Annotated in this window: 11 protein-coding genes and 8 tRNA genes; 17 read left to right on the top strand and 2 right to left on the bottom strand. The window is 61.7% G+C overall.

The window, feature by feature from the left end; genetic code table 11:
• Window positions 1-26: 26 nt before the first annotated feature.
• On the bottom strand, window positions 27-1,271 hold the full coding sequence (lysA, locus tag KO538_RS23705) for a diaminopimelate decarboxylase (protein ID WP_034758299.1): 1,245 nt from the start codon (window positions 1,269-1,271) through the stop codon (window positions 27-29).
• 148 nt (window positions 1,272-1,419) lie between these two features.
• Between lysA and KO538_RS23700 the strand changes: the two genes are divergently transcribed.
• The 17 genes from KO538_RS23700 (at window position 1,420) to aqpZ (ending at window position 10,918) form a co-directional block, all read left to right on the top strand.
• On the top strand, window positions 1,420-2,331 hold the full coding sequence (locus KO538_RS23700; protein ID WP_219329830.1) for a LysR family transcriptional regulator: 912 nt from the start codon (window positions 1,420-1,422) through the stop codon (window positions 2,329-2,331).
• Between the two features lie 70 nt (window positions 2,332-2,401).
• Window positions 2,402-3,808 (top strand): glutamate--tRNA ligase, encoded by a 1,407-nt coding sequence (gltX, locus tag KO538_RS23695; RefSeq protein ID WP_219329829.1) that lies wholly within the window; start codon window positions 2,402-2,404, stop codon window positions 3,806-3,808.
• A gap of 124 nt (window positions 3,809-3,932) precedes the next feature.
• Window positions 3,933-4,008: transfer RNA gene (locus KO538_RS23690), tRNA-Ala, on the top strand.
• Window positions 4,009-4,075: 67 nt separating this feature from the next.
• A tRNA-Glu gene (locus KO538_RS23685) sits at window positions 4,076-4,151 on the top strand.
• 134 nt (window positions 4,152-4,285) lie between these two features.
• Window positions 4,286-4,361: transfer RNA gene (locus KO538_RS23680), tRNA-Ala, on the top strand.
• A 36-nt stretch (window positions 4,362-4,397) separates the two neighbouring features.
• Window positions 4,398-4,473, top strand: a tRNA-Glu gene (locus tag KO538_RS23675).
• Window positions 4,474-4,520: 47 nt separating this feature from the next.
• Window positions 4,521-4,596, top strand: a tRNA-Ala gene (locus KO538_RS23670).
• 329 nt (window positions 4,597-4,925) lie between these two features.
• A tRNA-Glu gene (locus tag KO538_RS23665) sits at window positions 4,926-5,001 on the top strand.
• Window positions 5,002-5,125: 124 nt separating this feature from the next.
• Window positions 5,126-5,201: transfer RNA gene (locus KO538_RS23660), tRNA-Glu, on the top strand.
• A 66-nt stretch (window positions 5,202-5,267) separates the two neighbouring features.
• Window positions 5,268-5,343, top strand: a tRNA-Glu gene (locus tag KO538_RS23655).
• Window positions 5,344-5,438: 95 nt separating this feature from the next.
• Entirely contained in the window at window positions 5,439-6,608 is a 1,170-nt protein-coding gene (gene earP, locus KO538_RS23650) for an elongation factor P maturation arginine rhamnosyltransferase EarP (protein ID WP_219329828.1), read from the top strand.
• A gap of 135 nt (window positions 6,609-6,743) precedes the next feature.
• Window positions 6,744-7,319 carry an elongation factor P gene (locus KO538_RS23645; protein ID WP_034758247.1) on the top strand — a complete coding sequence of 192 codons (576 nt, stop codon included), beginning with the start codon at window positions 6,744-6,746 and terminating at the stop codon, window positions 7,317-7,319.
• Between the two features lie 199 nt (window positions 7,320-7,518).
• Window positions 7,519-8,625, top strand: coding sequence for an amidase family protein (locus KO538_RS23640; RefSeq protein ID WP_219329827.1), 1,107 nt, complete (start codon window positions 7,519-7,521; stop codon window positions 8,623-8,625).
• Between the two features lie 29 nt (window positions 8,626-8,654).
• Window positions 8,655-9,065, top strand: a complete 411-nt coding sequence (locus KO538_RS23635; protein ID WP_219329826.1) for a hypothetical protein — start codon at window positions 8,655-8,657, stop codon at window positions 9,063-9,065.
• A gap of 65 nt (window positions 9,066-9,130) precedes the next feature.
• Window positions 9,131-9,589 (top strand): Ivy family c-type lysozyme inhibitor, encoded by a 459-nt coding sequence (locus KO538_RS23630; RefSeq protein WP_219329825.1) that lies wholly within the window; start codon window positions 9,131-9,133, stop codon window positions 9,587-9,589.
• The gene (locus KO538_RS23625; RefSeq protein WP_219329824.1) at window positions 9,589-10,017 is read left to right on the top strand and encodes a GNAT family N-acetyltransferase; all 429 of its coding nucleotides are present in this window, start codon (window positions 9,589-9,591) and stop codon (window positions 10,015-10,017) included. Before KO538_RS23630 ends, KO538_RS23625 begins: the two co-directional genes overlap by 1 nt.
• A 211-nt stretch (window positions 10,018-10,228) precedes the next feature.
• Window positions 10,229-10,918, top strand: a complete 690-nt coding sequence (aqpZ, locus tag KO538_RS23620) for an aquaporin Z (protein ID WP_034758233.1) — start codon at window positions 10,229-10,231, stop codon at window positions 10,916-10,918.
• 212 nt (window positions 10,919-11,130) lie between these two features.
• On the opposite strand, the gene KO538_RS23615 is transcribed toward aqpZ, so the two are convergent.
• Window positions 11,131-11,961, bottom strand: a complete 831-nt coding sequence (locus KO538_RS23615; protein WP_070301578.1) for a helix-turn-helix domain-containing protein — start codon at window positions 11,959-11,961, stop codon at window positions 11,131-11,133.
• Window positions 11,962-12,027 lie beyond the last annotated feature (66 nt).

The raw sequence follows: 12,027 nt of genomic DNA, 5'->3' as shown, positions 1-12,027 counted from the left end.
GCGCATGCCCGCACGCGGGCGCGGTTTTACAGTTGTTCCAGCGCGATCAGTTCGGCCACCGTTTGGCGGCGGCGAATCAAGCGGGATTGCTCCCCATCGACCAGGTATTCGGCCGCATGGGGGCGGCTGTTGTAGTTCGACGACATGGACGCGCCATACGCGCCCGCGCCTTCGAAGACGACGTAGTCGCCCACCTGCGCAGCCGGTAGCAAGCGGGTTTCCACGACGCCGCCATCGCGCTGGGTAAACACGTCGCCCGATTCGCACAGGGGGCCGCCGACGACGGTGGCGCATGCGGGGCTGGCGTCCAGCGCGCGGCCGTCATGCGCGATCACCGACATTTCATGGTAGCTGCCGTACATGGCGGGGCGCATCAGTTCATTGAAGCCCGTGTCGAGCAGGGTGAAGTGGTTGCCGCCCATTTGCTTGGTGGCGCGCACTTCGGCCACCAGCAAGCCCGCGTCGGCCACGAGGAAGCGGCCTGGTTCGATTTCCAGGTGCACGGGATGGCCCAGGTGCGCCTCGATCTGCTTGCGCGCCGCATCCCACAGCTGGAAGTAGTGGTCCGTATCGACGGGTTGCTCGCCTTCGCGGTAAGGCACGGACAGGCCGCCGCCCGTGGAAATGGCTTCGATGTCATGGCCCATGTTCTTGACCAGGTCGACCATGGTGCCGCAGACGGTTTCCAGGTGGCTGTAGTCGACGCCCGAGCCGATGTGCATGTGCAGGCCCACCAGGTGCAGGCCATGCGCGCGGATGACGGCCAGCGCCTCCGGCAGCTCTTCATGCCAGATACCGTGCTTGCTGTTTTCGCCGCCCGTGTTGGTCTTGTTGCTGTGGCCATGGCCATAACCGGGATTGATGCGCAGCCAGACGCGGTGGCCGGGCGACACGGGGCCCAACTGGCGCAGCATGTCGACGGAGCCGCAATTGACTTCGATTTTTGCCGCCGCCACGCGCGCCAGGGTGGCGCGGTCGAACAGGTCGCAGGTGAACACCACGCCGGCGGCGCCATGCGTTTGCGCCGGCGTAAAGCCTGCCTGCAGCGCGCGTTCGATTTCGCCCAGCGAGACGGCATCCACGTGCACGCCCGCTTCACGCATCAGGGTGAGAAGATGGATGTTCGAATTGGCCTTTTGCGCGAAGCGCACGGTGTCGAACTGCGCCAGTTGGGCGATGCGCGCGCGGATGGTGGCCGCGTCATACACCCACAATGGCGTGCCGTGTTCCTGGGCGAGTTGGGCGAGGGTGGCGTCTGGCACTGGTTTCATGGTGGCTGTCTTTGTCATGTTGTGGGGTGGTGTCGGATTACGCGGGCTTTGCCCGCCAATCCGACCTACGATGCTGGCCATGATGCGGGTTTTTTGGCTAAACATAAAATATCCATTTAAGCTGACCTTATTCATTTATGATATGGACATGACTATCTCCCTGCGCCATATCGAAGTCTTTCGCGCCATCATGACGACGGGCAGCGTGACGGCCGCCGCCGCCATGCTGCACACGTCGCAGCCCACCGTCAGCCGCGAGCTGGCGCGCCTCGAGCATTTGACGGGCTTGACCCTGTTCGAGCGCGAGCGGGGGCGGCTGCGTCCGACGGCTCAGGCGCTGCAGCTGTTCGAGGAAGTGCAGCGCGCGTACTTTGGCCTCGAACGCATCGTCAGCACGGCGGCGGCCTTGCGCCAGTTCGACCAGGGACAGTTGTCGATCGCCTGCCTGCCCGTGTTTTCCCAGTCCTTGCTGCCGCAGGCGTGCAAGCGTTTTGTCGCCGACTTTCCCAAGGTGAGCATCAGCATCACGCCGCAGGAGTCGCCGCTGCTGGAAGAGTGGCTGTCGGCGCAGCGCCATGATATCGGCCTGACGGAAGTGGACAATGCGCCGCCGGGCACCGCGCTCGCCACCCTGATGTCCGTCGATGAAGTGTGCGTGCTGCCCGATGGCCATGCGCTCGCCGGCAAGATGACCTTGGCGCCGGCGGACTTCGCGGGCCAGCCTTTCATCAGCCTGGCCGCCGTCGACCCGTATCGCCAGCAGATCGACGCCATCTTCGCGCAGGCCGGCGTGGAGCGGCGCCTGGCGCTCGACACGCACAGCGCCGCTTCCGTCTGCGCCATGGTGCGCGAAGGCGTGGGGCTGGCCATCGTCAATCCGCTCACGGCCCTCGATTATGCGGGGCAGGGCTTGCAGATTCGCCGCTTTGCCGTGTCCTTGCCGTTCACCGTGAATCTGGTCAAGCCTTTGCACCGGCCCTTGTCGCAACTGGTCGCCCTGTTCGAGCAGGCGCTGCATGCGCAGGCGGACGAAGTAAAAAGGCGCTTGCTGCAGCTGTGACGGCGCTTGTGGAGCGGCGGCGGTCAACAGAGTAAAATGGCGTTTTACTTATTCAAGCCTGATTACTTCGATGACCACAACCGCTACTCCCGTCCGTACCCGTTTCGCTCCCAGCCCGACCGGCTATCTGCACCTGGGCGGCGCCCGCACCGCTTTATACAGCTGGGCGTACGCCCGCCACTTCGGCGGCACCTTCGTGCTGCGCATCGAAGACACGGACGTGGAGCGTTCCACGCCGGAAGCCGTGCAAGCCATCATCGAAGGCATGAAGTGGCTGGGCCTGGACCACGACGAAGGCCCGTTCTACCAGATGCAGCGCATGGACCGCTACCGTGAAGTGGTGGCGCAGATGCTGGCCGAAGGCACTGCATACCACTGCTACTCGTCGCCGGAAGAAGTCGAAGCGATGCGCGAACGCATGCGCGCCGCTGGCGAAAAGCCGCGCTACGACGGCACCTGGCGCCCGGAGCCGGGCAAGACCCTGCCGGCCGTTCCTGCCGACCGCAAGCCCGTCGTGCGCTTCAAGAATCCGCTCGATGGCGACGTGAGCTGGGACGACGTGGTCAAGGGCACGATCACGATCTCGAACCGCGAGTTGGACGACCTGGTGATCGCCCGTCCGGACGGCACGCCGACGTACAACTTCTGCGTGGCCGTCGATGACTGGGACATGCAGATCACCCACGTGATCCGCGGCGACGACCATGTCAACAACACCCCGCGCCAGATCAATATCCTGCGCGCCATCGGCGCACCGCTGCCGCTGTACGGCCACCTGCCGATGATCCTTGGTGCGGATGGCGAAAAGCTGTCGAAGCGCCACGGCGCCGTCAGCGTGATGGATTACCCGGCGCAAGGCTTCCTGCCGGAAGCGATGCTGAACTACCTGGCGCGCCTGGGCTGGAGCCATGGCGACGATGAAGTGTTCTCGACCGAGCAGTTCTGCGAGTGGTTCAACCTGAACCACCTGTCGAAATCGGCGGCCCAGTTCAACAATGAAAAACTGGCCTGGCTGAACAACCACTATATCAAGCAGGCCGACAACAGCCGCCTGGCTGACCTGGCCCGTCCGCAAATGGTCGCCGCCGGCGCCGTCTTCGAAGGCGCGCCGGACCTGGCGCAAGTGCTGGGCATGATGAAAGAGCGGGCCAACACGGTCAATGAACTGGCTGCCGCTTCGATGCTGTTCTTCCGCGAGCCGCAGCCGGAAGCGGAACTGGTGGCGCAGCACATCACGGATGCCATCAAGCCCGTGCTGGTGCAATTCGCCGAGCGCATCGCCACGGTGGAGTGGAGCAAGGAAGCCGTCGCCGCCATGATCAAGGAAGTGCTGGCTGCCAATACCATCAAGATGCCGCTGCTGGCCATGCCTTTGCGCTTGATTTTGACGGGCCAGTTGCAGACCCCGGCCATCGACCAGGTCGTGGTGATCTTCGGCCGCGACACCGTGCTGGCGCGTCTGGCAAAGTGGCTGTAATCGCCGCTCTTAAATACGCGTAAAAATACGGTGCGGAAACCGCCCCTATGAAAAGTTGCTCATAGACGAAAAAGGGTATTTGCAGAGTGAAACTTCTTTGCTATACTCTTGTTTCTGCACCAACGGGGGTATAGCTCAGCTGGGAGAGCGCTTGCATGGCATGCAAGAGGTCAGCGGTTCGATCCCGCTTACCTCCACCAGCAGCAAAATCGCAGTCAGGTTTTGTTAGTCGTTGAAGTGGTGCAGATGTTGTTTGGAAGTTCCGCGGTCCCCATCGTCTAGAGGCCTAGGACATCACCCTTTCACGGTGAGTACAGGGGTTCGAATCCCCTTGGGGACGCCAGGTTGTTGTGGTATAGTAGTGGCAGTTGTTTGTACTGATTGTTGTAAGTTCAGGCCCGCAAAAACGGAACCTGGATGGAAAGCAAGTAGTGGAACAAAGTCGCCAAGTGCGGCTTTTATTATTTCTGCGCCCGGGGGGGTATAGCTCAGCTGGGAGAGCGCTTGCATGGCATGCAAGAGGTCAGCGGTTCGATCCCGCTTACCTCCACCAACAGCGCAGACGTAAAGAAGTAAATGTAGTGCCGAGGTCCCCATCGTCTAGAGGCCTAGGACATCACCCTTTCACGGTGAGTACAGGGGTTCGAATCCCCTTGGGGACGCCAGTTCAGTCTGGTGTTGTAGTAAAGAAGTAGCAGTGTTTCTGCGCCCGGGGGGTATAGCTCAGCTGGGAGAGCGCTTGCATGGCATGCAAGAGGTCAGCGGTTCGATCCCGCTTACCTCCACCAACAGCGCAGAAACAGGTAGTGAATAAATCAAAGTCGCCTAGAGCGGCTTTTTTTATTTTGGCGAAGTATTTCCGCCATACCCTCGGGGGAATATGGCGTAGGTCGGATTAGCGCAGCGTAATCCGACAACACCGTCGACCCAAATCAACATCCATATATATCGCACGAGCATCTTCTGCCCCATAGCGGGATCCCTGCAAATAAGATGGAAAATAAAACCCCCGGCAGTTGATTTCGTGAATCACCCCATGCTATACTTCGCGCACGCTTTTTTGAGGGGCTAAGCAAAGCCTTCAACGAAGAGTCCGCTGAGAGTAAAGCCAGCACAGGTCCCCATCGTCTAGAGGCCTAGGACATCACCCTTTCACGGTGAGTACAGGGGTTCGAATCCCCTTGGGGACGCCAGGATTTCGTTGTAAAGTAAGAGTGCAGTGCTGAACGGGCCTGACAAGTCAGGCTTTTTTTGTTTCTGCAATATTGCTGCAGTACCGGGTCAGGATGCAAAGTAGCGCATTCAGGACAGATTTCTGTCCCCATCGTCTAGAGGCCTAGGACATCACCCTTTCACGGTGAGTACAGGGGTTCGAATCCCCTTGGGGACGCCAGATTCGCAAGCAGTAAGACAAGTAACAGGTCGGGATGCAAAGCAGCGCATTCAGGACAGATTTTCTGTCCCCATCGTCTAGAGGCCTAGGACATCACCCTTTCACGGTGAGTACAGGGGTTCGAATCCCCTTGGGGACGCCAGACCGGCTGAATCAGCCAACAACAAAGCCGCCTGGTAACAGTGCGGCTTTTTTGTTATGGGCTGCCATGTCACGTTTTTCTTTTCTCCTTTGAATATGCCATTAGCTACCGATCGCGTGCCATCCCTGGCCATCTTCTGCAAAGTCGTCGACAACTACGGCGATATCGGCATTTGCTGGCGCCTCGCGCGGCAGTTGGGCGGCGAGCACGGCGTGGCCGTCACCCTGTGGGTCGACGATCTTGTCAGCTTTCAGCGCATTTGCCCCGCGATCGACGTGGCAGTTGAGGCGCAGCAGGTGTCCGGCGTCACGATACGCCACTGGCGCGGCCAGGATGGCGTGTTTGCGCCCGCCGATATCGCCGATATCGTCATCGAGTTCTTTGCCTGCGACATTCCGCCCGGCTATATCGCCGCCATGGCGCAGTGCGCGCCTCAGCCCGTGTGGCTGAACCTGGAAGGCTTGACGGCGGAAGAGTGGGTCGAGGGCTGCCATGCGCTGACGTCGCCGCGCCACGGCATGATCAAGCATTTCTTCTTCCCGGGCTTCACGGATAAAACGGGCGGCTTGCTGCGCGAAGCGGCGCTCGACGAGCGGCGGCTGGCGTTCCAGTCCGATGCCGCCGCCATGGCGGCATTCCTCGGGCAATTCGGCGTGACGGCGGCGGACATGCGCGCCTTGAAGATATCACTGTTCTGCTATCCATCGGCGCCCGTCGCCGAGCTGTTTGCTGCCTGGCAGGCGGGCAGCGAGCCCATCACGTGCCTGGTGCCGGAAGGCGTCGCGTTCGATGCCGTTCAAGCGTTTATCGGCGACGATGCGGCGGTGCTCGGTGTGGCGCGCACGCGCGGCGCGCTTACCGTGCGCGTGCTGCCTTTCGTGCCGCAGGACGATTACGACCGCCTGTTGTGGGCCTGCGACGTGAACCTGGTGCGCGGCGAGGACTCGTTCGTGCGCGCGCAATGGGCCGGCCAGCCGTTTCTCTGGCATATCTATCTGCAGGATGAAAACTTGCATCACGTGAAATTGCGCGCCTTCCTGCAGCGCTATACGGCGGATGCGGACGGCCCCATCGACAGCCTGGTGCAGGCGGCGCTGGCCTGGAATGGCGCCAGCGCGGACGCCTTGCCGTGGGCGCAGCTGTGGCCCGCATTGCAGGCCGATCTGCCGCGCATCCGGGCGCGCGCGCAGGCCTGGCGGCGGCAGATGCAGGCTAATGGCGATCTGGCAAGTAACCTGCTGGCGTTCGCTGGCGCGACGAGATAGGCGCTTGCCCAAAATTAAGGTAAAATGCCCGGTTATTTCTAACGTATTTTTAACCGATCAAACGCAAGCTTGCGGCGCTGATGGCGCACAGGCGGCAGATGGTCTTCATGCAACCCACTTTTTACGTACATTCCTATGAAACCCGCAAAAGAAATTCGTGTTGGCAATATCATCATGGTCGACAGCAAGCCAATGATCGTGTTGCGTTCTGATGTCAACGGTTCGAGCCGCACGGGCTTCACCTACAAATGGAAGATGAAAAATCTTCTGACGAACACCCCGATGGAAAACGTGTTCCGCGGCGACGACAAGTTCGACGTTGTTGTGCTGGATAAAAAACCAGTGACGTATTCGTACTTCGCCGACCCGCTGTTCGTGTTCATGGACACCGAGTACAACCAGTACGAAATCGAAGAAGAAAACCTGGGCGAAGCGCTGAACTACCTGAAAGATGGCATGGAATGCGAAGCCATTTTCTACGACGGCAAAGCTATCTCCGTTGAACTGCCTACGACCATCGCCCGTCAAGTGGTGTACTCGGAGCCAGCGGTCAAGGGCAACACCTCGGGCAACGTCCTGAAAGAAGCCAAGATCGAAAACGCCATCGACGCGCACCGCCACACCGTGCAAGTGCCGCTGTTCGTGGCACAGGACGACGTCATCGAAATCGACACCCGCACCAACGAATACAAGCGTGTCGTACGCAACTGATTTGCTCCAGTACTGGACCATCAAGAAACGCTGCCTTCGGGCGGCGTTTTTTTTGCTTGGAAAATAATTCCTTATCACAACTATTAGCTTGCAAGGACTGCTATGCTATGGCTAGCACATTATTGCGTTAGAAACATTGAGGTTTCCTGGAGATACGATGCAGCGCAGTCAGATGTTACGCAGTGGCGCGTCCCGGAGCGTGCCGCGCCCCGTACTGGCCCGTGCCACGGCGCCGGCCAGTCCCATGGCCCATCTGCTCGACGCCGGCGTCTTGCCGCAACAGCAGATGATGCAGGCAGGCAAACTCAGTTCCCATGCGCTGACGTCGCAGTACCTGGCCCGCATCCGCTCCCTGTGCAGCATCGGCGCGCGCGCCTATCCCGGCATTGAAATCAATCCCGACGCCTTGAAAATCGCCCTGGAAATGGACCGCGAGCGGCAAGTGCACAAGGTGCGCGGCCCCTTGCACGGCATCCCCGTCGTCTTGCGCGACAACATCGCCACGGGCGACCGCATGAAGACGCGCACGCAGGCGCCCCTGGCCACGCATGCCAGCTGCGATTCCTTCGTGGCGGCGCGCTTGCGCGCGGCCGGCGCCGTCATCATCGGCAAAAGCAATTTGCGCCAGTGGGCCGCCGTCAGCGTGCCGCACGCCAGTGCCAGCTGGGCCGGGCTCACCATCCTGGCCGTCGACAGCGCGGTGGACGGCTCCATCGTCGCGCCTGCTTCAAACTGCGGCCTGGTTGCCATCAAGCCCACAGGCAGGGCCGCAGGCGGGCAGGGCGGCGAGCCGGCCACTGCCGGACCGATGGCGCCCAGCGTGCGCGAGGCGGCTTGGCTGCTTGCCGCCTTGAGCGGCGAGCGCCTGGCCGATGGCGTGGTGTTCGATGCCGCCGGCTTGCGCGGGCGCCGCATCGGCGTGGCGCGCAGCCTGTTCGGCCTGTGCGCCGGCACCGATGCCCTGATCGAGCAGGCGCTGAACGTGTTGCGCGAGCAGGGCGCGGAACTGATCGAATTGCCTCCCGCGCCCGGGCCGGGCGGCATCGAAACGCTGCTGCGCTCGCATGGCCTCGATGCGCTGGTGGGGCCGACCTGCCACGGCGTAGCGCAGCCGCAGTCCGACTTGCCGCACATCACGGTGCCTGCCGGCGTGCTCGGGGGCTTGCCGGTCGGCTTGTCCTTCATCGGTCCTGCCCACGGCGAGAAGCCGCTCATTGCGATGGCGTATGCCTACGAGCAGGCGACTTTGCACCGGCGTACGCCCGCATTGCCATCGAGCATCACCCTGGCGCTGCGCCGACCATGATGATTCCTTTCGTTTTCTTTCGATAAACTATGCTTGCAACCTTGCTGCTGAGTGCGGCCGTGGCCGCCACCCCGACTCCTTTCGATGCCGAGCAACTGTCCGGCAGCTGGTCCGACAGCGTGAATACAAATAGTGTGTGCGAAGAAGCGCGCCACTTCACGCGCATGCAGCTGTCTGACGACCATCAGCGGCTGGCGATCTTCAACGACCGCACGTGGAAAAGCAAGCTGGGCGAAACCAACCGCTTTGCCGCGACGGTCGTTGCGGAAACGGAGCATAGCCTGACGTTACGCTATGACAATGAAACCCGCCTCAATGCCGCTGGCAAGCTGGTGGAATGGCAATTGATCATCGTCGCGCCCGGCGTGTACCGCTGGCGCGAGACGGGCTGGCCCGAAGGCAAGGTCAACGGGGTGGTCGGCATCCGCTGTTCTCCCTGAGGCGCGCGCACAAGCATGCCATTCTGCTATGCTTTCGGCATTATTCGATATTGTTAGGAAATTGCATGTCCGCACGTTTGCTCTTGCCCCTGTTCCTGGGCGCTGCCGTGGCGCTGGCCGCCATGCCGGCGCAGGCCCGTACGCCGAGGCTGTCGCTGATCGAGCAGGCGCAAAGTTGCGACGGCGGCGCTACCTGTCCGTATTTCCCGGATGTCTACAAGGCGGATTACGCCTTTCGCAAGGCTTTTAATGTCGGCTTGAAAAAGGCGGGCCTGAAGCGGCAGCGCTGGGTGCCCGATGGCGTGGCCAGCCCGCTCAAGCCGATCGAGATCGACGGCAAGGCGCGCCTGCTGAGCAGCGTCTGCGAACCGCACAATTGCGGCCACCGCTATTCGATTTTGTACGACCCGGCCGCGCGCAGCATGACGGGCGTGTACATGGGTAGCGATGGCAAGGGCGGCGTGCGCACCGTCTACTTCGGCGAGCCCAGCATCGCAGAAGCCGAACTGCTGTACAAGAACTGATGCACGCGTCACTGCACATTTCCAGCGAGCGCGACGAACTGGACGTGCCCATGATTCACCGCTACCTGAGCGAGCAGTCGTACTGGAAGCGCGGCGTGGCAATCGACACGGTGCGCAAGGGGATCGCCAATGCGCTGTGTTTCGGCGGCTATGTGGATGGACAGCAAGTGGCGTTCGCCAGGGTCGTCACCGACTACACGGATTTTGCGTACCTGCGCGACGTGTTTGTGTTGCCGCAATACCAGGGGCGCGGATATGGCAAGCAGATGGTGGCCGCCGTACTCGGCGATGATCGCTTGTGCGATGTCGCCTGGATGCTGGGCACCGACGATGCGCACGGCCTGTATGCTGGCTTTGGTTTTACGCCGCTGGAGGCGCCGCAAAAGTACATGCGCCGCCCGGCACCAGTAAAATTATCAAAAGAATAGTTGATTCCATAAAAACTATTGATATTGTCGTATCATATTAATATTGCCTTGATAATGACAATATGTCATTATGCGCGCTCTGCTGCGATTGCGCAGCCGTACTTTGCTGGTGTTTTGCCTTGCCATCGCCATACGGTGAGGGCGAGCTGAATGAGCGGTCTGACTGGTCGTCCCCTGGGTACGTTTTTTCGACAATGTAAAGGAATACATCATGAAACAATATGGCGCCGAATTTCTCGGCACGTTTTGGCTGGTACTGGGCGGTTGCGGCAGCGCCGTTCTGGCCGCGGCCTTCCCTGGTCTTGGCATCGGCTTTGTCGGCGTGGCGCTGGCGTTTGGCCTGACGGTGCTGACCATGGCTTACGCCATCGGCCACATCTCGGGCTGCCACCTGAATCCTGCCGTCTCGATCGGCCTGTGGGCCGGCGGCCGCTTTCCCGCCAGCCAACTGTTGCCATACATCATCGCGCAAGTGCTGGGCGCCATCGTGGCCGGCGGCGTGCTGTACGTGATCGCCAGCGGCCAGGCCGGTTTCGATGTGAGCAAGGGCTTTGCCTCGAACGGTTTCGGCGCCCACTCGCCGGGCGGCTATTCGATGCTGTCGGCGCTGGTCATTGAAATCGTGCTGACGATGTTCTTCCTGATCGTCATCCTGGGCGCCACCGACAAGCGCGCACCGGCCGGTTTCGCCCCGCTGCCGATCGGCCTGGCGCTGACCCTGATCCACCTGATCAGCATCCCTGTCACGAATACCTCCGTCAATCCGGCCCGCAGCACGGGCGTGGCTCTGTACGTGGGCGACTGGGCGACGAGCCAGCTGTGGCTGTTCTGGCTGGCACCGATCATCGGCGCCTTGCTGGGTGCGCTGGCCTACCGCCTGATTGCTGGCGAAAAAGAGTAGGCCGGCTTGGCCCGCAGGGCGTAAGCCGACAATGCCGGCAACGCAGCTTGTCGGCTTACGCGCGGCCTTGCCACGCTAAGCCGACCTACGTGGCTGGCCTACCGCCTGATTGCTGGCGAAAAAGAGCCGTAGGTCGGCTTAGCCCGCAGGGCGTAAGCCGACACTGCCGGCAAACGCCTTGCCGAAAGCAGCCCACGGGCTGCTTTTTTCGTTTACTCGGCCGCGCGCCACTCGCTCAGGTAGTGCTGCGGCGTGCGACCCAGGATGCGGCGGAACATGGCGCTGAAGGCGCTGGGGCTGGCGTAGCCCAGCGCATAGGCGATGGCGGCCACGCCTTCGCCCCGGTCCAGGCGGCAGAAGGCCTCGGCCAGGTGGACTTGCTGCAGCCATTGGCGGTAGTGCAGACCCGTTTCCTTGGGGAATAAACGGATCAGGGTGCGCGCGCTGGCGCCCGCATCCTGCGCCCAGTCCTCGATGCTGCGCCGGCTGCCGGGCGCGTCCATGATGGCCGAGCAGACGGCCACCAGGCGGCGGTCGCGCGGCCAGGGGATAGCGAGGGGCACGGTATCGGCCGCCGCCAGTTCCGACAGGATCAGGTGCGCCAGCCAGTCGCCGCGCCCCTCTAGCGCATATTCGACCGGTTCGGCCAGCAAGGCCAGGATCAGTTCGCGCAGCAGCCGGCTCACTTCCAGCACCTTGCAATCGGCACCATATCGGGCCGCCACCTGTGCGTCGATGTACACGGTACGCATGCTCAGTTCGCTCAAGATGTGGACTTCATGCACGATGCCCACGGGGATCAGCAGGGCGCGCCGCGGCGGCAACATCCATACGCCGTGCTCGGTGGACACGCGCATCACGCCTTCCGTCGCATACAGCAGTTGCGCCCGCACATGGCTGTGCGGCGCCGTGTAGTCGCCCGCCGCATATTGCCGGGACATGGCCGTCACGGGGCGCGGCACGTGCTGGTAATCGTGCGAGCTGGTGCTGCGGCTGAACGGCACGCCATCGGGGTGGGTCTGGACGAGGGGTTGGGTGTACATGCTGGTCGTTGGATGCGCTCTTAATTGTCACCTAGTTGTCACTTGGGCGACGATTATTGGAAGTTA

This window comes from Janthinobacterium sp. NKUCC08_JDC, assembly GCF_019345575.1.
GTDB classification, from domain to species: domain Bacteria; phylum Pseudomonadota; class Gammaproteobacteria; order Burkholderiales; family Burkholderiaceae_D; genus Janthinobacterium; species Janthinobacterium aestuarii.
The sequence above is the reverse complement of the archived record's forward strand: the minus strand, read 5'-3'. Positions and strand labels throughout refer to the sequence as shown.